We start from the raw sequence: 23,578 nt of genomic DNA, 5'->3' as shown, positions 1-23,578 counted from the left end.
AAGGAGGGAGGAAAAATTTATGCGTTCTTTAGATGATCCAATCACTATGCTGGCAGGAGTCGGAGAAAAAAGAGCAGCTAGTCTTGCCAGCTTGGGCATCCAAACGATTGAAGACTTACTGACTTATTATCCTTTTCGCTACGAAGATATTCAGGAAAGAAATCTAAACGAGATCCAAGATCAAGAAAAGGTTACTTTGAAAGGAATCGTAGTCTCGCCTCCTGTGATGAATCGATTTGGTTATAAAAAAAGCCGATTGCAATTTCGTATGATGCAAGAACATGATGTGTTCAACGTTTCTTTTTTTAATCAACCTTATCTAAAAGAAAAAGTCATTTTATCGGAGGAAATCGCCGTATACGGTAAATGGGATGCAAAGCGTAAAGCATTGAACGGGATGAAGATTTTAGGTTCTCAAACAATGGATGACTTTTCGCCGATATATCACGTCAACAAATCAATTCGTCAAACGACATTAGTTGATCTAATCAAAAAAGGGTTTCAAGAATACGGCACATTGATTGAAGAAAATCTGCCAAACAACCTTGTGGAGAAATATCGACTGCTTGACCGAGCTTCTGCTGTAAGAAGTATGCATTTTCCAAAAGACCACGAAGAAAACCATCAAGCCAAACGACGTGTCGTTTTTGAAGAGTTCTTTTTATTTCAAATGCGTCTTCAAGGATTGAAAAAAGCAGAAAAAGCAGAAACGAATGGTTTGGAGATCCTTTATGATGTCCAAAAATTGAAAGAATTTACTCAAAAGCTACCTTTTGAACTGACAAATGCACAAAAACGTGTAACGAATGAAATCTGTCGGGATCTTCGCAGTCCGCAGCATATGCAGCGACTTTTGCAGGGAGATGTAGGTAGCGGAAAAACAGTGGTTGCCGCGATTGCGTTATACGCTACCGTTACAGCAGGTTTCCAAGGTGCGTTGATGGTGCCTACAGAAATCTTGGCACAACAACATATGGAAAGCTTGCAACAGCTGTTTGATCCCAATGAAGTAACCATCGCATTGCTTACGGGGTCAACGAAAGCAAAAGAACGTCGTGAGCTCCTTGAAAAACTAGAGCAAGGGGAAATTAACATCGTGATCGGCACACATGCATTGATCCAAGATGGAGTCGAATTTCAGAATTTAGGTCTAGTTATTACGGATGAGCAGCACCGTTTTGGCGTGAACCAGCGGAAAGTACTTCGTGAAAAAGGCTGGCGACCAGATGTCTTATTTATGACAGCGACTCCGATTCCTAGAACATTAGCTATTACAGCATATGGTGAGATGGATGTATCTATCATTGATGAACTTCCAGCTGGACGTATCCCGATCGAAACACGCTGGGTAAGAACACCTCAATTGGACAGTGTACTGGATTGGACGAAAAAAGAACTGGCAAGAGGACATCAAATGTATGTCATCTGTCCGCTGATTGAAGAATCAGAAGCATTAGATGTAAAAAATGCAGTGGAAATCTATGAAAAACTTCGTGAACTATTTGCACCAAAATATGAAGTTGGCTTGTTACATGGTAAAATGAAGAATCAGGAAAAAGAAGTAATCATGGAAGCCTTCAAAGAAAACCAGATGCAGATATTAGTTTCGACTACTGTAATTGAAGTAGGGGTAAACGTGCCGAACGCGACCGTCATGCTGATCATGGATGCGGATCGATTTGGATTGGCACAGCTGCATCAACTTCGTGGACGTGTTGGACGCGGAAGTGATGCTTCCTACTGTATCTTAGTTGCTAATCCTAAAAATGAACTAGGTGTGGAACGGATGAAAATCATGACAGAGACCACCAATGGTTTTGTACTAAGCGAAAAAGATCTGGAATTACGTGGTCCTGGTGAAGTATTTGGCTTCCGTCAATCTGGTCTGCCTCAATTTGCGATTGCTGACTTGGTGACGGATGGAAATGTTTTGGAGGTAGCCAGAGAAGAGGCTGCAGCCCTTTGGCAAATAAAGGATTGGCAGATGCTTCCTGAGTATCAGCCTTTAGCGCAAAGCCTCCAAATAGAAAATCAGGATAATCGTTATTTCGATTAGCAGACTGTGCTATACTTTATACTGATGACGGAAAAAGGAGTGGAAACAATGAAAATTGCCGTAGATGCAATGGGCGGAGATCACGCACCTCAAGCAATTGTAGAAGGCGTGGCTTTAGCGCAGCAAGATTTTCCAGAAGTAGAATTCTTACTTTACGGAAAAGAAGCAGAAATCAAGAAATACTTAACAAATGAAAAAAACATCACGATTATCCATACAGACGAAAAAATCAATAGTGATGATGAGCCAGTAAAAGCAATTCGACGAAAAAAGACTGCATCAATGGTCCTTGCTGCACAAGCAGTGAAAAACGGTGAAGCAGATGCTGTATTTTCAGCAGGGAATACAGGCGCGCTACTAGCAGCAGGGTTGTTCATCGTAGGACGTATCAAAAATATCGAACGCCCTGGCTTGATGTCTACCTTGCCAGTAGTAGGGAAAGAAGGTGCCGGTTTCGATATGCTGGATCTTGGCGCTAACGCAGAAAACAAACCAGAACATTTGTTGCAATACGGTATTTTAGGTTCTTTTTATGCACGTAAAGTCCGAGGTATCGGACGTCCTCGTGTCGCACTCTTAAACAACGGAACAGAAGCAACAAAAGGTAGTGAAGTGACGAAAAAAGCCTATGAACTCCTTCAGAATGAAACAAGCTTGAATTTTATTGGAAACGTAGAAGCTCGTGAGCTACTCAATGGTGTGGCTGATGTAGTGGTCACAGATGGATTTACAGGCAACGCTGTTTTGAAATCTATTGAAGGAACAGCAATGAATATGATGAATCTATTAAAATCTGCTATTCTAAATGAAGGGATCAAAGGAAAAATGGGCGCTATGCTTTTAAAAGACGGCTTACGTTCTTTGAAAGCAGAAATGGATTATTCCAAACATGGCGGTGCCGTTTTGTTTGGCTTGAAAGCACCAGTCATTAAAACTCATGGAGCAACAGGCCCCGATGCTGTTCGCTATACGATCCGCCAAATCCACACAATGCTTGAGACAGATGTAGTTGGACAATTAGTCGAACAATTTGAAAAAAGCGAAGAATAGCATTTGGATATCTAAAGCAATCCGTTCCATTGAAAAAAAGGTGGACATTCCTGAAAAATGCCAGTAAAATTAGCCATGGTGTAGGTAATTGACAAGTGTATGATTCTTGGAGGTGAAAAAGTTGACTCGCGAAGAAGTATTTAACAAAGTAGCGAAAATTATTTCAAATCATTTTGAGATAGATACCGATAAAGTGACGGATGAATTGAACATCAAAGATGATTTAAAAGCTGATTCAATTAGTATTATGGAATTCGTTTTAGAGCTTGAAGATGAATTCGGTACGGAAATTTCAGATGAAGACGCTGAACAAATTGAAACAGTCGGTGGCGCAGTAGATTATATCAGCAGCCATCTTAAATAATTTCAAATAAAAGCAAAGAAGGATAAAAAGCTGCATGCAGCTTTTTATCCTTCTTTTTTTAATCTTTTTGACACGTAAAAGTCATTTTTCTGATAATTCTGGCGATAAACAGAAATTATGTTGCAAAGTAAAGCGGTTTTCTATATAATTATTAATAATTCATTACACAAAGATAAGAATAACCTTTGTTATAAAACGATTTATTCTGTGTAATGTCCTTTTTTATTAAGAAAAACTTCCAGTTAGGAAGCAGAGAGGGGTATTCGATTGTCCGATAACCAATTATTAGAAGTTCAGAACCTACATACAGGATTCCGACTCAAAGATGACTATTACGATGCAGTAGATGACGTTTCATTTACTTTAGACAAAAACGAGATTTTAGCAATCGTTGGGGAATCTGGGTGCGGGAAAAGTACCTTGGCTACTACGATTATGGGATTACTTGATCCTAATAACACAAAAATTACAGGTGAGATTTTATATAACGATCTGAATTTAATCGACCTGAACGAAACGCTCTATAATAAAATCCGCGGAAATGATATCGGAATGATTTTCCAAGATCCGTTGTCTGCATTAAATCCTCTCATGAGAATCGAAGACCAGATCAAAGAAGGACTTTCCTATCACACAAAGATGAATGCAGAACAGCGTCAAGCTCGTGCACTAGAATTGCTAGAACAAGTAGGGATTCCTAATCCTGCGAGAGTTGGACGCCAATATCCCCATGAACTATCAGGCGGTATGAGACAACGTGTCATCATCGCAATCGCAATCGCCTGCAAACCTCCAATCGTCATTGCAGATGAACCGACGACAGCCCTAGATGTAACCATCCAAGCACAGATTCTTGATTTACTGAAAGACCTTCAGGAAGAAACAAAAACAGGGATCATCTTGATCACTCATGACTTAGGAGTCGTAGCAGAAATGGCTGATCGAGTGGCAGTGATGTATGGCGGACAGTTCGTTGAAGTAGCAGGTGTAAAAGAACTGTTTGATCATCCTAAGCATCCTTATACACGCTCTTTACTGAACTCTATACCACAAGAAGGAAATCATGATGCAGAACTCCATGTGATCGAAGGTGTCGTTCCTTCTCTGAAAAACATGCCTCGTAAAGGTTGTCGGTTTGCACCACGTATTCCATGGATACCAGCAAGCGATCATGAAGAAGAGCCTATCCTTCATGAAGTCGCACCGAACCACTTGGTACGTTGCTCCTGCTATAAGCATTTCCACTTTAGAGACGAAAAAGGAGAGGTGTAGATGACAGAATTAATCACAATCAAAGACCTGAAAGTTCATTACCCTATTCGCAGTGGATTCTTCAATCGAGTAACGGATCATGTATATGCTGTAGATGGTGTGGATTTTATTATCGAAAAAGGAAAGACATATGGTTTAGTGGGAGAGTCTGGCTCTGGAAAATCTACTACGGGAAAAGCCGTTGTGGGATTAGAAAAGGTGACAGCCGGACAAATCATGTATGAAGGAAAAGATGTAACGAAGCGAAGCAACCGCAAAAAAATGGGTTATAACAAGGATGTGCAGATGATCTTCCAAGATTCAATGTCCAGTTTGAATCCTAAAAAGCGAGTGTTGGATATCATTGCTGAACCCATCCGAAATTTTGAACGATTAAGCGATCAAGAAGAAAAGAAAAAGGTAAAAGGACTGCTAGATATCGTTGGGATGCCGGAAGATGCGCTATATAAATATCCTCATGAATTTTCAGGCGGACAACGTCAACGTCTAGGAGTAGCCCGTGCTGTTGCTACCAATCCAAAACTAATCGTAGCCGATGAACCTGTATCTGCTCTGGATCTATCTGTTCAAGCACAAGTATTGAATTTCATGAAACGAATCCAGCAAGAATACGGCCTCAGCTATTTATTCATTTCACATGATTTAGGTGTAGTAAAACACATGTGCGACAACATCGCAATTATGTACAAAGGTCGATTTGTAGAAATCGGTACAAGAGAAGACATTTATAATGACCCGCGACATATCTATACGAAACGTCTGCTTTCAGCTATTCCGCAAATCGATGTAGAAAATCGGGAAAGCCACAAAGAAAATCGACGAAGAGTAGAACAAGAGTATATCCAAAATCAAAAAGAATACTATGATGCGACTGGTCGAGTCTACGATTTGCGTACGATCACAACTACACACAAAGTGGCGTTGAAAGATGGAGGTGCAAGCTAATGTGGAAAACGATTCTGCGACGTGTTTTATTGATGATCCCGCAAGTTATTATTTTAAGTGTTCTGATCTTCTTATTAGCCCAAGCGATGCCGGGGGATCCATTTACTGGTTTGATCAATCCAAATCAGGATCCGGCAGTGATCGAACAGATGCGACAAGCAGCTGGCTTGAATGACCCATGGTATGTCCAGTACTTCCGTTGGATCGGAAATGCTTTGCAAGGTGATTTTGGTCAAAGTTTCTTATACAAACGCTCTGTTGCTGACTTGATCGGCGAACGGATCATCAACACTTTATATCTATCGATCTTGACAGTTGTCCTTACTTATTTGATTGCTGTGCCTCTGGGGATGCTTGCTGGCCGGTATCAAAATTCAATCTTGGATAAGATTGTCGTAATCTACAACTTCTTTAGTTTTGCTGTTCCTTTATTTATCTTCGGCTTGATCATGCTATTTGTTTTTGGTTATCGTTTAGGCTGGTTCCCAACAAGTGGATCACAAACACTAGGTTTGCAAGGTGGATTTATCACTCAATGGATAGACCGTTTGAAATATATTCTGTTACCATCAATTACCCAAGCATTTTTGGCGACTGCCGTCACAATCCAATATCTGCGAAGTGAAGTAATCGATTCGAAATCGCTCGATTTTGTCAGAACAGCCCGTTCCAAAGGGGTACCGACGAATAAAGTATTCAGTCGACATATTTTCCGAAATGCAGCGTTGCCGATGGCTTCTCAAATGGGGTATGAAATCACTTCGTTGATTGCTGGTTCTGTAGTTATCGAAAAGATTTTTGGTTATCCGGGAGTCGGGAAACTATTTATTGATTCCATCGGACAACGGGACTATACCGTGATCACATCCTTAGTATTGATTTTAGGAATCGCGACGCTAGTGGGGACATTACTTTCAGATATCATTATGAGTATCGTTGACCCGCGTATTCGGATTCAATAAAACCAATCAGAAAGGAGAATGGATCGATGAGTGAAAAAAACAATACAGCAGTTCAAGAAAGTATTCCTCCTATGGGGATACGAATGATTGCTCGAGAATTTAAAAAAGATAAAATTGCTATTTTTTCATTAGGTTTGCTAGTGGTTTTATTATTAGTGATCTTTATCGGTGCAATGCTGACCGATCAAGACAAAGTGATGTATGTTAGTATCTTCGACAAATACGCTGCACCAGGAACAGTTTCGACACAAGGACAAAAGTTCATTCTGGGAGCAGATGAAGGCGGACGTGATGTATTAGGACAATTGATCATAGGTGCTAGAAACTCTGTTACGATCGGATTTGCGATCACGATCCTTACTTCGATCATCGGGGTTGGATTAGGGATCATCTCTGGCTACTACGGAGGGATCATTGACAACATCTTGATGCGGATCGTTGATTTTATCATGATTCTACCGATCATGCTGATCATTATCGTCTTCGTATCGATTATTTCCAGATACAATGTCTGGTCCTTTATTTTCATCATGAGTGCATTTTATTGGGTAGCTAAAGCCCGATTATTCCGAAGCAAGACATTATCTGAAGCAAGAAGAGATTATGTCAGTGCCTCAAAAACAATGGGAACCAATGATTTTAAAATCATGTTCCGCGAAATCATGCCGAATCTAAGTTCATTAATCATTACTAATTTGACGATGAACTTTGCGGCAAACATCGGTATCGAGACAACTTTGACTTTCTTAGGTTTCGGCTTGCCGGCAAATGTACCTAGTTTAGGTACACTGATCGGTTATGCAAGTAACGGAGAAGTCTTAGTGAATCGGCAATGGATCTGGTTACCCGCATCAATCCTTATTTTAGTTTTGATGTTGAGTATCAATTATGTTGGACAAGCATTCAAGCGTTCTGCAGATGCGCGCCAACGGTTAGGCTAGTATAGAAGCGAAGGGGGAAATAGGAATGAAGAAAACGATTTTTGGATTTGCAACGCTGATGTCTGCTGTCGTTCTTGCAGCATGCGGGGGCGGAGGTACAAATACCTCTGGAAACAACTCTGGAGGCAACGGCAATAACAAAGAGGAATTAACTTTTCCAATTGCAACAAAAAATAATGATGATGCAATCGAAGACGGCGAATTAGAAGCTGCGGTCGCAACGGACAGTCAGTTCAAAGGATTGTTCCAGTGGGAGTTTTACCAAGATTCATATGATGCAGCTTTTATGGCTCCTTCTCATGAAGCGTTATTTGCAAACGATGACGATTTCAGAATCACAGACGACGGAGCTGCAACGCTTGATCTAGATGAAGATACGAAAAAAGCGACAATCAAAGTAAAAGACAACGTCAAATGGTCAGATGGTGAAGATGTAACGGCGGACGATGTGATTTTCCCTTACGAAATCATTGGGAATAAAGATTACACTGGTATCCGTTATGACGACACTTTCCGTAACATCGTAGGTATGGAAGAATATCATGATGGAAGTGCCGACACAATCTCCGGAATCAAAAAAATAGACGACAAAACAGTTGAAATCGAATATAAAGAAGTAAACCCAAGCATGCTTCAATCGGGTGGTGGTATCTGGTCATATGCAGCACCAAAACATACGTTAGAAGGTGTAGCAATCAAAGATATGGAATCAAGCGATCAAGTACGTAAGAATCCAGTGACTTTTGGCCCTTATTACATGAGTAATATCGTTGCAGGAGAATCAGTAGAATACTTGCCAAACGAGCACTACTGGAATGGTACGCCTAAATTGAAAAAGATCACGATGAAATCTGTACCGATGGCAAGTGCAACTGAAGCATTGAACTCTAAATTATATGATATGATTTTCCAAATGCCAACAGATACTTACGATACCTATAAAGAAATTGCTGGCTATACAAACTTAGGCCGTGAACAAACTTCTTATACTTATCTAGGATTCAAGTTAGGTAAATGGAATGCAGATACAAAGAGTGTGGAATACAATCCAGATTCAAAAATGGCTGATAAATCATTACGTCAAGCAATGGGCTATGCACTAGATAATGATGCAGTAGGTGAACGTTTCTATGCAGGTTTGAGAAGCAATGCGACTTCATTGATCCCTCCAGTATTCCAGTCATACCATGATGATGAGATGAAAGGATTCACACAAGATCTAGACAAAGCGAAAAAACTATTAGATGATGCTGGCTACAAAGATGTGAATGACGATGGTTTAAGAGAAGACAAAGATGGAAATAAACTAACAATCAACTTTGCTTCGATGTCCGGTGGGGAAACAGCGCAACCATTGGCAGATTACTATATCCAACAATGGAAAGAAATCGGTTTGGATGTCCAATACACAACAGGTCGTCTGATCGAATTCAACTCTTTCTATGATAAATTAGAAAACGATGATCCTGAAATCGATGTTTACCAAGCTGCTTGGAATACAGGAACTGATCCAAATCCAAGTGGACTATGGGGACCAAATGCTGCGTTCAACTACACTCGTTATGAATCAGAAGAAAACACAAAATTGATCAACGATATCAGTTCAAGCAAAGCATTTGATGAAGAGTACCAAAAAGAAGCATATCAAAAATGGCAACAATATGCGTTTGAAGAAGCATTTGCGATTCCAACGTTGTTCCGTAATGAAGTATTGCCAGTCAACGACCGTGTCAAAGACTGGGATTGGTCTTATGATGTACCAAACCCATGGGCAAATGTTTCTGTTACAGCAGATTCACGTTCATAATCACTAAAAATGACCGAAAAAGGGCGATGTCCTTTTTCGGTTTTTTGATATTTTTCTGTTTATTTCTCTAATATTCAGGTCAAGGCGCTGTTTCCATGACTTCTCCAATAAACGGTGTTCAAAGTCCAGTTTCTCGGTATTAAGTCAAATTTATGCAAAAATATGGAAAGCCATTTTCACAAAATTTTTTCTTCATACTCGAAACTAAACGAATTTTTCACAACCTTTCGTCAATCACTAGGATTATTAAAGCTTTACTTACTTTTTGACCGAACCATTTCAAATTTGACAAAAAACCAGTATAATAAGGAAGTATCGAAAAAATATCCATAAAAGGAATGTGGAAAATGGACAACCAGCTGACAAAAGAACTAAAAGAAAACTATAACATCGTTTTTCACGATCTAAATTTGCTTGAACAAGCTTTTACCCATTCATCCTATGTGAATGAGCATCGCAATCTGCAATTATCGGATAATGAGCGACTTGAATTTTTAGGAGATGCCGTTTTAGAACTGATGGTTTCTCAGTATTTATTCCGTTTATATCCTCATTTGCCAGAAGGAAAATTGACAAAAACACGAGCTGCGATCGTTCGCGAAGACAGCTTGTCGAAATTTGCCAAAGAATGTCACTTTGATCAATATGTTTTGTTGGGCAAGGGAGAAGAGAATTCAGGAGGACGTACGCGACCAGCATTGCTTTGCGACCTATTCGAAGCTTTTTTAGGCGCGTTATATCTTGACCAGGGATTCGACACGACTCATGCATTCATCGAAAAAGTGATTTTTCCTAAAGTCAAAGCAGGTGCTTTTTCACATGAGATGGATCATAAAACAAAACTACAAGAAGTCTTGCAAAAATCAGGTGATGTATCAATCGAATACCGATTGATCAATGAAGAAGGTCCAGCTCATGAACGAGTATTTTGGATCGAAGTTTATGTAGATGATCAATTGATTGGCACTGGACAAGGAAAATCGAAAAAATTAGCAGAACAAGCTGCGGCGGAAAATGCATTGGCAGCACTGTAAAAGTAAGTGAGGGAAAGCTTTGTATTTGAAACGAATTGAAATAGCCGGTTTTAAATCATTTGCAGACAAGACAGTCATTGACTTTGAAAATAGCGTCACAGCAGTGGTTGGACCAAATGGCAGTGGAAAAAGCAATATTACAGAAGCTATCCGCTGGGTATTAGGAGAACAATCTGCTAAAAGTCTGCGAGGCGGAAAAATGCCGGATATCATCTTTGCCGGTTCCGATACCCGTAAGCAGCTGAATATTGCAGAAGTCACAGTGATTTTAGACAATAGTGATCATTATCTGCCATTGGAGTACAATGAGATCAGTGTAACCCGCCGTTATCGACGGACTGGGGAAAGCGAGTTTTTCATCAATAAACAAAGCTGCAGATTAAAAGATATCCAAGAATTGTTCTTAGACTCTGGATTAGGAAAAGAATCATTCTCGATCATTTCTCAAGGAAAAGTAGAAGCGATTTTCAGTAGTAAACCTGAAGACCGTCGCGGGATTTTTGAAGAAGCAGCTGGTGTCTTGAAATACAAGCAGCGGAAAAAGAAAGCAGAACAGAAGCTTTTTGAAACAGAAGACAACCTCAGCCGCGTCCAAGACATCATCCACGAATTGGAAGAACAGTTAACTCCTTTGGCCGCCCAGAGTGAGGCAGCAAAGGAGTTTTTACGGCTAAAAGAAACACTGACTCAAACCGATGTCTCTTTGATGGTTGCCGAAATCAAGACAGTAAAAAAAGATTGGGACAACAAACAAGCACAGCTTGCGAAATTCAATCTAGAATTAGGCAAACTATCTGAGTCGATCCAAGAACAAGAATCCATTTTAGCGAAGCAGCGTAAAGAAAATGCGCAAGCCGACCGTCTGATTGAAAAAAATCAGCAAGTATTATTAGATCTTTCGGAAAAACTGAAGCAGACAGAAGGACAAAAAGATGTTTTGCAGGAGCGGACAAAGCATACACAAAAAAGCTCGCAAGAATATCAAACTTCATTAGCAGAAGCACAAAAAAAGGTTAAACATTTTGAAAAGCTTCAAGAAAGCTTGTTGAAAGAAGCAGCAGAAAAAGAAACAGAAATCCAAAAAGCTGAAGCAAGTCTCATAAAAACACAGCAAGAATTAGAAAAATACCAAAAATCAACGAAAGAATTATTGGCAGAACTAAGAGATCAATATGTTGATTTGATGCAAGAGCAAGCAGCTGTAGGAAACGAACTGAAGTATCTAGAACGTCAATATGTACAAGAAACAGCAAAAAGCAAGCAGACGTTAGCCAAGCAATCGGAAGTAGAAGCATCAGTAGACCGATTGATCTTACAAAAAGAAGAATTGACACAAAAGCAGGCGCAGCTAAAATCATCTTTAACTGAAACAAAAGAGAAGTTAGAAATGATCCAACAAAACGGGAAAAAGTTCCAAGAAGCATTAGCAAAAGAACAGCCTAAAATGTATCAATTAATGAATCAAGTCCAGCAGCTGCGTGCTCGTCAGAAAAGCCTTCAAGAGATCCAAGAAAACTATTTTGGTTTTTACCAAGGGGTTCGATTGGTCTTGCAGCATAAACAGCAGCTTTCGGGTATTGTCGGAGCAGTGGCTGAACTGATCGATGTTCCTGCAGATTTCACGTTAGCTATCGAAACAGCTTTAGGTGGGGCAGCCCAGCATGTCATCGTTGAAAATGAAAAAGATGCTCGGCAAGCCATCACGTATTTGAAACAGCAAAGAGGAGGAAGAGCAACATTCCTTCCACTGACGACAATCAAACCAAGACAATTACCGGCTCATATACTGACACAAGCAGCAGCTGTAGAAGGGTTTATAGGGATTGCCAGTGAACAAGTCAGTTATCCCGATCAAATCCAAACTGTGGTTCAAAACCTGCTAGGAACGATCCTTTTAGCCAAAGACTTAACTAGTGCCAATGCAATCGCGCAAACGATCCGCTATCAATATCGAGTGGTTTCCTTAGAAGGTGACGTGATGAATGCCGGAGGATCCATGACAGGTGGAGCGAATAAACGAGGAAACCAAGGCAGTTTGTTTGTACAAAATCAAGAATTGAAACAGTTGACTAGTGAATTTGAAGAAGCAGATAAACAACTCCAAGCACAAGAAAAAAAAGTTCAGGAGCTGCAACAAGAAACAGCTCGTATAGCCGAAGAACAAGAAGTTTTGCGTACACGAGGCGAACAATTACGTTTTGAAGAACAAGAAGCGACAAATCAGCTGCAAAACATCATAAATGAACTTGAACGTTTTGAAAAAGAAAAGCAAATCTCAACTTTTGAGACACGTGAACTGCAGCAGTTTATCGAAGATTACGAAAAGCAAACGAACGAATTGAAAGACAAACAAACAGATCTTGAATCGCAACGACAAAAAATCGACGAAGAAATCAAATCGTTAAGTCAAGAAAGCGACCAGATGGAAGCCAGAAGAGCACAAGTACAAAGTCAAAAAGCACAAGAACAAGCAGATCTTGCTGTCTTGAAAGAGCAGTTTAATCATCTGCAGATCCAGCTCCGCGGTGCCCGAGTCCAAAAAGCAGAGGCAACCGAACGTCAAGAAGCGATAGAAAAGCAGTTGGCGACATTGACAGCAGACTTTTCTGATCATGAAGTCACAGAAGAAAGTTTGGAAAAACAAATTAACGAATTATCTGCTCAGCGAGAAACATTAAAAGCCGAGTTGGCAAAAGCCAAAGAGCAGCGAGATAGAAGGCAAAAGGAGATCGATAAGCTTGAAGCAGTCTTGGCAGAGCGTAATCGTGAGCAAAAAGCACGACTGTCGGAACAATCCAAATTAGAAGTCCAAAAAGACCGAGCTGAAATGATTTTAGATAATCATTTGACCTATCTGCAGTCAGAATATCAGCTGACATTTGAGAAAGCTTCCCAAGACTATCAAGAAACAACCGATATCGAAGACAGTAGAACAAAGGTTTCATCCTTAAAAGAACAGATTGAAAAACTGGGACCAGTAAACTTAAATTCAATCGAACAATACGAACAAGTCAGTGAAAGACATACATTCTTAGCAACACAGCGAGATGATCTGTTAGCAGCGAAAAACCAATTGTTTGAAACGATGGATGAGATGGATGATGAAGTGCGGACAAGATTCAAAGAAGTATTTGAAGCTATCCGTCAAGAATTCAAAATTGTCTTTCCAAATATGTTTGGCGGCGGAAAAGCTGAATTAGTACTGACAGAACCAACTGATCTGCTGAAAACAGGTATTGAGATTGAAGTACAACCTCCTGGCAAGAAACTACAAAGTTTAAGTTTGCTTTCCGGAGGAGAACGAGCACTTACAGCCATTGCGCTGCTCTTTTCTATTATCCGTGTCTGTCCTGTTCCGTTTTGTATCTTAGATGAGGTAGAAGCAGCGTTAGATGAAGCAAATGTGAAACGTTTTGGTCGTTACTTAAGCGACTTCCAAGATGACACACAATTTATCGTAGTCACACACCGCAAAGGAACGATGGTTGCAGCAGATGTACTGTACGGAGTGACGATGCAAGAATCTGGTGTATCAAAAATCGTTTCTGTACGGATGGAAGATATCAATGAAGAGGCGAAAATCAACGAAACGAAAGTGTAGGAACGAAAATGATCAAATTAGTAGCAATCGATTTGGACGGTACATTATTAAATGAACAAAAGCTGATTTCAGATGAGAATAAACAAGCATTAGCACAAGCAAAACAGCAAGGGGTCAAGATCGTTCTATGTACAGGACGCCCCTTAGCTGCGATGGCGCATTATCTGCAAGAATTAGGACTGGTAGATGAAGGTGACTACAGCATCACTTTCAACGGCGGTTTGGTACAAAAAAATGATACTGGTGAAATCATGGAAAAGAAAGTGATGGAAGTATCAGATATCCAACGCTTATACAAATTGGCTCAGCAATTGGATCTGCCACTAGATGTTTTGTCTGACAATGTGGTTTTACAGCTACCTAGTGCCCCAAGGAAGCAATCCTTGTACAATGTGTTGAATAAGCTGCTGCAATTCCAACCAGCGGATATAAGCGATATTACAGATGAATTTGTGCTTAATAAGGCAGTAATCGCTTATGACCAAGAAGAATTAGATCCTAAAATCAAAGAAATACCAGCAGAATTCCATGAAATGTATGAGATCATCAAAACAAGAAGTATGCTTTTGGAATTTATGCCAAAAGGTGTTACAAAAGCTTATGGTATTTCTTTATTGGCAAAAGATCTTGGATTGAAACAAGAAGAAATCATGGCGATCGGTGATGAGGAAAATGATTTACCGATGATCCAATATGCTGGACTAGGCGTAGCGATGGAGAATGCTATGCCTTTCGTCAAAGAAGCAGCAGATTTCGTGACAGCCAGCAATGAAGAAAATGGCGTAGCCAAAGTGATCCAAAAATTTGTATTAGAGTAGGGGGGAGTCAAATGGGATTTTTTGATAAAATCAAGCGTGCTTTTACTGGCGAAGAGAAAACAGAAGAAGTTGAAGTACAGGAGAAGTATGACAAGGGTTTAGAAAAGACGCGTAAAACATTTGGTGAACGGATGAATGAGTTGTTTGCCAATTTTCGAACAGTCGATGAAGACTTTTTTGAAGAATTAGAAGAAACACTTATCGGTGCAGATGTAGGTTTTGAAACAGCGATACGAATCACCGAAGCATTACGTCAAGAAGTGAAACTCAGAAATGCGAAAAAATCGGCAGAAGTCCAAAATGCGATCATCGAGAAACTTGTGGATCTCTATGAAGCGGAAGGAATCAATGAAGTAAATGAACTAAATATCCAAGAAGACGGACTAACAGTTATTTTGTTTGTCGGTGTTAATGGTGTAGGGAAAACAACAAGTATTGGTAAACTTGCCCATCAGTTCAAAAACGAAGGTAAAAAAGTATTGATGGCAGCAGCAGATACCTTCCGCGCTGGAGCAATCGACCAGTTAGTTGTCTGGGGCGAACGCGCTGGTGTTGAAGTTGTTCGTGGCAATGCAGGCGGCGATCCAGCAGCTGTCGTATTCGATGCTTTGGAAAGAGCAAAGACAGAGCAGGCAGATGTTTTACTAGTTGATACTGCAGGCCGACTGCAAAATAAAGTGAACTTGATGAACGAATTAGAAAAAATAAAACGAGTAATCCAGCGGGAATTACCAGAAGCACCCCAAGAAACACTTCTTGTACTAGATGCAACAACTGGTCAAAACGCGATGGTTCAAGCAAAACAATTCAAAGAAACAACAGATGTGACCGGTCTTGTTTTGACAAAATTAGATGGTACAGCAAAGGGCGGTATCGTACTTGCTATCCGTAATGAATTGCATTTACCAGTGAAATTGGTCGGTCTTGGTGAAGGAATCGATGACTTGGAGCCGTTTGATCCAAATGATTTTGTCGTTGGATTGTTCAAAGGATTACTAAAAGAAGAATAACCCATGTCTAAAAAGCAGGAGCTGTGACAAAAGTTGCAGCTCCTTGTTTGAATGATTGTTTTTAACATAGCTGTGTTTTTGATGCCTTCATTTTTATACTTATTTGTAAGCGGTTCTCAAACAATTTCGTTCTTTTTCTTAGACTTTTTGATTATAATTAGATTCATATGAATTGGAGGTTACTTAATGATGAATTTTAAGCAATTATTATTGCATATCAACGCGCGCCCTTTTATCGACCAAGCTCGATTTGGTATAGAACGGGAAGGACAGCGGGTTGATCTTGCAGGAAATCTAGCAAAAACCGATCATCCAGCAATCTTTGGCGATCGATCCTATCACCCCTATATCCAAACAGATTTTAGCGAAACACAAACAGAGATGATCACCCCTGTTACCGATTCTATTCCCGAATTATTTCAGTATCTCGCTGCTGTTTATGATGTGACTGCTCGTTCTATACCGAAAGAAGAGATGATCTGGCCATTAAGTATGCCACCTGCCTTACCGGAAAAAGACGAAGAGATCATTATTGCAAAATTAAAAAATTTCGAAGATGTCTTGTATCGACGTTATTTAGCAAAAGAATACGGGAAACGAAAACAGATGGTAAGCGGTATCCATTTCAATTTTGAATTTGGCGATGAGTTGCTAAGAACATTGTTCAGCCATCAGGAAGAATTTCAAGATTTTTCCGAATTCAAAACAGAACTTTATTTGAAAACGGCGAGAAACTTTATGCGCTATCGCTGGATGATCACTTATTTATTCGGTGCTTCACCAATGAGTGAGAAGAACTACTTTTTAGATGAATCACATCCGCAAGAACCTGTTCGCAGTATTCGTAACAGTGCGCTGGGCTATACGAATCATCCAAATGTGAAAGTTTCCTATGCTTCTATGAAACAGTATTTAGCAGATATCGAGCGAATGATCGAAGAAGGGAAACTTTCGGAGGAGAAAGAATTTTATACACCGCTTCGTTTCCGAGGCGGAAAGAAAGTCGCAGATTTAGCAACAACAGGTGTTCGTTATATTGAATTGCGGAATATCGATCTGAACCCTTATGCAAGATTGGGTATCAATCCAGAGCAAGTTCGGTTTTTACAATTATTCCTGATGTACATGTTATGGACAGAAGAAAAAGAAGACAGTGACCAATGGGTAGCAGAAGGTACGACTCGAAATAACAAAGTAGCACTAGAACAACCATCAGATCAAACAGAATTTCATCAAGAAGGTAGAGAAATTCTTGAAGGGATGAAGCAAATGCTGGTTGAATTGGATTGGTTGGATTCTCTTTATTTAGTAGAGGAAGCATTGACTCAAATGGATCATCCTGAACAAACGTTAGCAGCGAAACTCTATCAAGAAGCACAGCTATCGAGTCAGCAAGAAGTTGCTGTGGCATTGGGACATCAATATTATAAAGAAAGCCATGAACGTCCCTATCAGTTGGCCGGTTTTCGCGAAATGGAACTTTCTACTCAGATATTTATGTTCGATGCCATCCAAAAAGGTGTCCAAGTCAAAGTATTAGATGAGTCGGATCAATTTTTGCGTCTGCAATTCCAAGACCATGTAGAATATGTGAAAAATGCAAACATGACAAGTAAGGACAGCTATATCGTTCCACTTATCATGGAAAACAAAACAGTAACGAAAAAAGTTTTAAAAGAAGCTGGGTTCCGGGTACCAGGAGGCGCAGAATTTTCATCAATGGAAGAAGCGGTAAAAGCTTATCCGAGATTTGCCGATCAGGCATTTGTGATCAAACCTAAATCAACCAATTACGGGTTAGGTATCACGATTTTCAAGGAAGGAGCTAGTCTGGAAGATTATCAAGCAGGTTTAGCCATTGCTTTTCGTGAAGACAGTTCGGTTTTAGTAGAAGAATTTATGCCGGGAACGGAATATCGTTTCTTTGTGATCGACGGAGAAGTCCAAGCCATCATGTTGCGAGTCCCTGCTAATGTTATTGGTGACGGTATCCGAACAGTGAAAGAACTTGTTGAAGAAAAAAATAGTGACCCTTTGCGTGGAACGAATCATCGTGCACCTTTAGAATTGATCCAATTAGGTGAATTAGAACAATTGATGTTGAAAGAACAAGGGTTGACGATCGAATCAGTTCCCCAAGCCAATCAAATTGTTTATCTAAGGGAGAACTCAAATATCAGTACAGGTGGTGATTCGATCGATATGACTGATGAATTTTCTGAAGCTTACAAAAAAATCGCCGTTTCTGCGGTAGAAGCACTAGGAGCTAAGATTAGTGGTATTGATTTGATTATACCAGATAAAGAAATCGATCCTACAACTGATAAAAAAGCATATGGGATCATCGAAGCAAATTTCAATCCAGCGATGCATATGCATGTTTATCCCTTTGCAGGAAAAGGCAGAAGATTGACGATGAATGTATTGAAATTGTTATATCCTGAAGTATTTTAAAAGAAAAAGCTTTTGACAGATTGTCCTATTTGATGTCAATCTGATCAAAAGCTTTTTTGCATGTAAAAATTTATGTGTTTTTTCGTTTTAAAATAAACGATCCCAGAAGCTTTTTTTCTTTTTTGGTTTTTCTTTTTCAGCTGGCGAAGAGTTTTCTTCTGGGTATTTTTTTTCGATATCAATCACAGGTTCATTTACTGCTTCTTTTGCTGTTAAGAGCAATCCGAATTCCTCAGGATTTGCAGTGACGTGATCGTTGACTACAGTGAAACGGCTATTGTTTTTCGTTGCTAGCTGGATATATTGGTTTTGGACAGAAAGGGGTAGAGCCCCATTCAAGAGTATGGAAGCATCTGGATGTTTTTTGAGTTCTTTTAAAAAGTTTTCTTTGTTTTTTGGTTGGATCATTTCAGCAACAGTCATACTAAGATAGCAGCGTTCCCTGAATGTCCCTAAATATTTATGCTGTTCTTCAGGGTTCACTAAAGGTGTACCATAAAGTCCCTTATCCAAATGGCTTTTTACATCATCTTGTGCCATAAAAAATACCCTCCTTCTTCTCTTTGTCTTTCTTACGATTATAGCATATTCCCAATAATACCTAAAACATATGAAAAAGCGGTTGCTTTTGTTCAACGATTCACTTAAAATAAGAATGAAAATCATTCTCAATTAGAAAGGTGGATTGGATGCGCTACGGACGACTAGTAGCATTATTAGTTATTTTAAGTAGTATTTCATTGTTCATCGGAGTATCGAATGTACAATTGTCAGAACTGCTCCAGTTAGATGGGCAAAGCTTACAAATCTTGCTAGCGACTCGTTTGCCACGAACGATTTGTTTGATCCTTGTGGGAGCGACCAGTAGTATTTGTGGGTTGATCATGCAACATTTGACCCAAAATAAATTTGTTTCACCAAGGACTGCGGGCACGATGGATAGTGCGCGTTTAGGTATTTTAGTGGCTATGATTTTCCTACCTGGTGCATCCTTGATTGTCCGATCCTTGACAGCATTTTGCTTTGCTTTTGCAGGAACATTGCTTTTTTTATCCCTTACGCGATTGTTCCCCCAGAAAAATCAATTGATGCTTCCGTTGATTGGAGTCATGTTAGGGAATATCATTGGTTCAGTTGCTATTTTTTTTGCTTATCAATTCCAGTTGGTACAAAATATGACTTCATGGCTTCAAGGGAATTTTGCGACTGTGATACGAGGAAATTATGAGTTATTGTATGCTGTTGTTCCATTGTTGCTCTTGGTTTGGCTATTTGCTTACCGATTTACGATCATTGGTCTGGGCGAATCGTTTGCAGTAAATTTGGGAATAGATTACCAGAAGATGCAGTTTTTAGGCATTGGCTTAGTATCATTGGCTAGTGCAGTCATGTTGATCATGGTAGGAAGCATTCCTTTTATCGGAGTGATCATTCCGAATCTTGTCTCTAGAATATATGGAGATCAAGTGCACAAAACAATTGGCGTAACTGCTTTAGCAGGTAGTTTGTTCTTAGTATTTTGCGATCTTGTCGCTCGCGTGTTGATTTTTCCTTATGAAATACCAGTCAGTGTGATCGTTGGAATCATCGGTGGGGCTATCTTCCTTTATCTTCTGATAAGGGGGCGACGATATGCTTAAAAAAAAAGCCATCTATTTTTATTGGTATGCTTGTTCTTGTTTTATTTGTTACAGGAATGTACTTGACGATCCATACATATGGAAACTGGCATTTTGCATGGGCATTGAGGAGTAAGAAAATTTTTGCATTTATCCTTGTCTCGCTAGCTGTCAGCAGTGCCACAATCAGCTTTCAGACAATTACGCATAACCAGTTTTTGACTCCTTCAGTATTGGGACTTGAGTCGTTATATGTCCTTGTCCAAACGGTCCTTTTCTTCTTTATCGGAGGAGTGACGATGCTTCAGCAGACAGGTACAGGTTTTTTCTTATTGAACGTTGGGCTGATGGTTGGGCTGAGTCTGTTGTTATTTTTCTTTCTTTTGAAAAAAATGAGAGCGAATCTTTTTTTATTACTGATGTCAGGGATGATTTTAGGTACGCTTTTTGGTAGTGTCAGTACCTTTTTACAAGTCATCATGGATCCGAATGAATATGATTTGCTTCAAGGCAGATTATTTGCAAGCTTTGGCAATATCCAGAGTCAGTATCTTTTGCCTGCTTCTTTGATCATTATCGGCTGCTGGTACCTGTTATTTCGATATCGACATGTGCTAGACGTTTTCCATCTCGGAAATGAACAAGCAGTAAACCTCGGGATAGACACAGATCGTTTTGAATTTTTGATTTTATGTTGTGTCAGTCTTTTGACAGGGACATCAACGGCTCTTGTGGGTCCAGTTACTTTTTTAGGGTTTATTGTCGCAAATATCAGTTATCGTGTCTTTTCTACTTATCGTCATGGTCAGCTATTTATCGGAAGCTTTCTGGTAGCTATGCTGTTTCTGACAGGAGGACAGCTCGCAGTAGAGCAGATTTTCGGCTGGAATACAACAGTGAGTGTCGTCGTTGAATTTGTCGGAGGAATTTATTTTGTCACAAAATTGATTCGCGAAAGGAAGAGTATCCTATGATTGATTTACAAAAGGTCAATAAACTGTACCATGGAAAATCAGTGGTCAAAGATGTACAGTTAACGATTCCTGAAAAGAAGTTGACTGCTTTTATTGGTCCAAATGGGGCAGGAAAATCAACCGTGTTGTCGATGATCAGTCGTTTGATACCAAAAGATACAGGTGAAATCTATTTAGACCATAACGAAGTAAAGGCTTGGAAATCCAATGAATTAGCCAAAAAATTATCGATCCTACGACAATCGAATGAAATAAATGTCCAAATCACCGTGAAAGAATTAGTAGAATTTGGACGATTTCCTTATACGAAAGGAAAATTGACGACAAAAGACGAGGAAATCGTTCAGGAATCACTGGAACACCTTGGGTTAGAAGAAATAGCGGATCAATCGATTGACACTCTTTCAGGCGGTCAACTCCAACGTGCGTATATTGCAATGGTGCTAGCGCAAGACACGGATTATATTTTACTGGATGAACCTTTGAACAATCTAGATATGAATTTTGCGGTTCAAATCATGCAGATCTTAAAAAAATTAGTACAAGAAATCGGGAAAACAATTGTTATCGTTCTTCATGATATCAACTTTGCTGCAAGTTATGCAGACGAAATTGTTGCGATGAAAGATGGACAGTTATTCACGCAAGGAACGACCCAAGAAATGATAAAAAAAGATGTATTGGATGAATTATACGAAATGGACATACGGATTTGTGAGATTGAAGGCCGCAGATTCTGTCTTTATTTCTAAAACTAACATTAGGAGAGAAGAGATGAAAAAATTAGTAGTAGGTATCTTGATTCTAGCATCATTTGGTTTAGCAGCATGTGGAAATAGCAACAACACCAGTCAGGCAGATACAAAGAAAAGCAGTACGCAAGCTGAAACGGCATTAACGATAAAAGACAGTAATGGCGATCAAATCGAGGTGCCAAAGAATCCTGAAAAAGTCGTCGTATTCAACAATGGTTCTTTAGATACGATGGATGCTCTTGGTGTTGGAGATAAGGTAGTTGGAGCAGCTACAAGCAGCCTTCCTGAGTATCTTTCATCCTATAAAAAAGTAGAATCAGCAGGTGGAATAAAAGAACCAGACTTAGAAAAAATTAATCAGCTTCAGCCAGATCTAATCATCATTTCTGGCCGGCAAAGAGATTTTCAAAAAGATCTAAGTCAAATTGCTCCGACCATTTTCCTTTCTTTAGATGCGAAAAATCCATGGGAATCTTTCCAGCAAAATGTCACTGCTTTAGGGGAGATCTTTGGTAAGCAAGAAGAAGCTAAAACTCAATTAGAGGAATTATCTAGTGCAATCGATCAGACGAAAAAGAAAGCAGAAGCTACTGACAAAAAAGCACTAGTCACACTTGTGAATGAAGGGCAATTATCAGCCTACGGATCTGGTTCTAGATTCGGTTTCATCCATGATTTATTTGGCTTTGAACAAGCAGATGATCAAATCGAAGCATCCACTCACGGTCAAAGTGTTTCTTATGAATATGTGCTGGAAAAAAATCCGGATATCTTATTTGTAGTAGACAGAACAAAAGCTATTGGTGGAGACGACAGCAAAGATGATATTTCTACCAATGAACTGGTAGCACAAACGAATGCTGGTAAAAATCAGCAGATCATCTCCCTTGAACCAGATGTCTGGTATTTAAGCGGGGGCGGTTTAGAATCAATGAAACTGATGATCGAAGATGTGAATCAAGCATTTAAATAGCATAAATAACAGAGGATTAAACTCTCATACTATGTAACAATAATGTTTCTTACATTCTTAAATAGCAAGAGCCTATCCTAAAAGAAGTTATCAAAAACCATCCGTAAAATCGTATTGATGATTTTACGGATGGCTTTTATTTATTTGGGAAATCTTTTTTCAACGTGAATTCATTCTCTACATCATACGGGTTGATTCTAGAATGGGGAGTGGCAAAAAATAGTGTGATCCATTTTTTCAGCATCAAGATCGCCTCCTTTGATTTGAATCAAAGGTACAAAGCGAAACTTAGATAAAACTTAAATTTAGATATTTTTATTTTGTACCGATCTCTTCTTTAAACGATGTTCCATCTGCTGCTTCTCGGCAATAAGTCCACTAGACATTAGACTAGAAAATATGAGAAGCTATTTTCTGTCCAGCGTTCTTATTACTCAAAGCAAATCGCAGTTGTCACAATCTCTTCTAAACAATGTTCAATCAGCTGACCTTCGGTATTAGCTCAAAGCACTGATTTCACAACCTCTATTTAGGCATGTGTCTCAGCAAGTGGTTGATAATTGATGATTTGCATTTTTCGATAAAAATCGGCGGGAAGCTTACTCCACCGTTTTAATAATTGATAGAAATAACTTTCTTCTGCTTTGATTTTATACTCGCTTAATATCAATCCAAAACTATTCGTTTTTTTTTTGAAGCTAATTTTTTATAAATATCCAATGCTTTGGTTTTATCTTCATTGACAAAGAGTGTTTTTACTTCAATATAAGAACCCTCGATATTTTGTGTTTCTTCGATAAAATAGATGTTTTTTATATATTCCTTCATAGTGATTCCTCCAAAGAAGTCTTTTTATTTGATAAGTTTACTCTACCGAAGAGTTGTTAATAATCCGTGAACAAAAAGTAATTCTTTTTCCAATAGTTGTTAAAGGTTTTTTATT

The 23,578-nt window shown here is 39.3% G+C and carries 18 protein-coding genes and 1 pseudogene; 17 read left to right on the top strand and 2 right to left on the bottom strand.

Going from position 1 to position 23,578, the window contains the following annotated elements; translation table 11 throughout:
* Positions 1 to 19: 19 nt before the first annotated feature.
* From recG to gshAB, 13 genes are all read left to right on the top strand, one after another.
* Positions 20 to 2,056 carry an ATP-dependent DNA helicase RecG gene (gene recG, locus RG571_RS01370; RefSeq protein WP_029485731.1) on the top strand — a complete coding sequence of 679 codons (2,037 nt, stop codon included), beginning with the start codon at positions 20 to 22 and terminating at the stop codon, positions 2,054 to 2,056.
* Between the two features lie 48 nt (positions 2,057 to 2,104).
* Positions 2,105 to 3,106: a phosphate acyltransferase PlsX gene (gene plsX / locus RG571_RS01365; protein WP_002289721.1), complete on the top strand. Its 1,002-nt coding sequence runs from the start codon at positions 2,105 to 2,107 to the stop codon at positions 3,104 to 3,106.
* Positions 3,107 to 3,227: 121 nt separating this feature from the next.
* Positions 3,228 to 3,470, top strand: a complete 243-nt coding sequence (gene acpP, locus RG571_RS01360) for an acyl carrier protein (RefSeq protein ID WP_002294295.1) — start codon at positions 3,228 to 3,230, stop codon at positions 3,468 to 3,470.
* A gap of 267 nt (positions 3,471 to 3,737) precedes the next feature.
* Entirely contained in the window at positions 3,738 to 4,742 is a 1,005-nt protein-coding gene (locus RG571_RS01355; RefSeq protein WP_002287889.1) for an ABC transporter ATP-binding protein, read from the top strand.
* Positions 4,743 to 5,687 carry an ABC transporter ATP-binding protein gene (locus RG571_RS01350; protein WP_002287891.1) on the top strand — a complete coding sequence of 315 codons (945 nt, stop codon included), beginning with the start codon at positions 4,743 to 4,745 and terminating at the stop codon, positions 5,685 to 5,687. It abuts the gene before it with no gap.
* On the top strand, positions 5,687 to 6,649 hold the full coding sequence (opp4B, locus tag RG571_RS01345; protein ID WP_002287892.1) for an oligopeptide ABC transporter permease: 963 nt from the start codon (positions 5,687 to 5,689) through the stop codon (positions 6,647 to 6,649). Before RG571_RS01350 ends, opp4B begins: the two co-directional genes overlap by 1 nt.
* Positions 6,650 to 6,675: 26 nt before the next feature.
* Positions 6,676 to 7,590, top strand: a complete 915-nt coding sequence (locus RG571_RS01340) for an ABC transporter permease (protein WP_002287893.1) — start codon at positions 6,676 to 6,678, stop codon at positions 7,588 to 7,590.
* Between the two features lie 25 nt (positions 7,591 to 7,615).
* Positions 7,616 to 9,397 carry an oligopeptide ABC transporter substrate-binding protein gene (locus tag RG571_RS01335; RefSeq protein ID WP_131774657.1) on the top strand — a complete coding sequence of 594 codons (1,782 nt, stop codon included), beginning with the start codon at positions 7,616 to 7,618 and terminating at the stop codon, positions 9,395 to 9,397.
* Between the two features lie 347 nt (positions 9,398 to 9,744).
* Positions 9,745 to 10,431: a ribonuclease III gene (gene rnc / locus RG571_RS01330; protein ID WP_002287896.1), complete on the top strand. Its 687-nt coding sequence runs from the start codon at positions 9,745 to 9,747 to the stop codon at positions 10,429 to 10,431.
* 19 nt (positions 10,432 to 10,450) lie between these two features.
* Positions 10,451 to 14,032, top strand: coding sequence for a chromosome segregation protein SMC (smc, locus tag RG571_RS01325; protein ID WP_114634904.1), 3,582 nt, complete (start codon positions 10,451 to 10,453; stop codon positions 14,030 to 14,032).
* Between the two features lie 8 nt (positions 14,033 to 14,040).
* Complete coding sequence (locus RG571_RS01320; protein ID WP_114634902.1) at positions 14,041 to 14,850, top strand: Cof-type HAD-IIB family hydrolase; 810 nt, start codon at positions 14,041 to 14,043, stop codon at positions 14,848 to 14,850.
* Between the two features lie 11 nt (positions 14,851 to 14,861).
* Positions 14,862 to 15,860, top strand: coding sequence for a signal recognition particle-docking protein FtsY (gene ftsY / locus RG571_RS01315; protein WP_002287900.1), 999 nt, complete (start codon positions 14,862 to 14,864; stop codon positions 15,858 to 15,860).
* 186 nt (positions 15,861 to 16,046) lie between these two features.
* Positions 16,047 to 18,314 (top strand): bifunctional glutamate--cysteine ligase GshA/glutathione synthetase GshB, encoded by a 2,268-nt coding sequence (gene gshAB, locus RG571_RS01310; RefSeq protein WP_114634900.1) that lies wholly within the window; start codon positions 16,047 to 16,049, stop codon positions 18,312 to 18,314.
* 87 nt (positions 18,315 to 18,401) lie between these two features.
* Here gshAB and RG571_RS01305 read toward each other — a convergent pair whose 3' ends face one another.
* Complete coding sequence (locus tag RG571_RS01305) at positions 18,402 to 18,854, bottom strand: YueI family protein (protein ID WP_002315517.1); 453 nt, start codon at positions 18,852 to 18,854, stop codon at positions 18,402 to 18,404.
* Positions 18,855 to 19,003: 149 nt separating this feature from the next.
* Between RG571_RS01305 and RG571_RS01300 the strand changes: the two genes are divergently transcribed.
* From RG571_RS01300 to RG571_RS01285, 4 genes are read left to right on the top strand one after another with little or no spacing between them, the layout of a single operon-like run.
* Positions 19,004 to 19,954 (top strand): ABC transporter permease, encoded by a 951-nt coding sequence (locus tag RG571_RS01300; protein ID WP_114634898.1) that lies wholly within the window; start codon positions 19,004 to 19,006, stop codon positions 19,952 to 19,954.
* Between the two features lie 26 nt (positions 19,955 to 19,980).
* The gene (locus tag RG571_RS01295) at positions 19,981 to 20,907 is read left to right on the top strand and encodes an iron chelate uptake ABC transporter family permease subunit (RefSeq protein ID WP_113843802.1); all 927 of its coding nucleotides are present in this window, start codon (positions 19,981 to 19,983) and stop codon (positions 20,905 to 20,907) included.
* Entirely contained in the window at positions 20,904 to 21,659 is a 756-nt protein-coding gene (locus tag RG571_RS01290; RefSeq protein WP_002297790.1) for an ABC transporter ATP-binding protein, read from the top strand. Before RG571_RS01295 ends, RG571_RS01290 begins: the two co-directional genes overlap by 4 nt.
* A 22-nt stretch (positions 21,660 to 21,681) precedes the next feature.
* Complete coding sequence (locus tag RG571_RS01285) at positions 21,682 to 22,635, top strand: siderophore ABC transporter substrate-binding protein (RefSeq protein WP_114634897.1); 954 nt, start codon at positions 21,682 to 21,684, stop codon at positions 22,633 to 22,635.
* Between the two features lie 529 nt (positions 22,636 to 23,164).
* On the opposite strand, the pseudogene RG571_RS01280 reads toward RG571_RS01285, so the two are convergent.
* Positions 23,165 to 23,463 (bottom strand): annotated as a pseudogene (locus tag RG571_RS01280) (phenylalanyl-tRNA synthetase subunit alpha).
* Positions 23,464 to 23,578 lie beyond the last annotated feature (115 nt).

The organism is Enterococcus sp. FR204 (genome assembly GCF_031143325.1).
Taxonomy (GTDB): Bacteria; Bacillota; Bacilli; order Lactobacillales; family Enterococcaceae; genus Enterococcus_B; species Enterococcus_B faecium.
The sequence above is the reverse complement of the archived record's forward strand: the minus strand, read 5'-3'. Positions and strand labels throughout refer to the sequence as shown.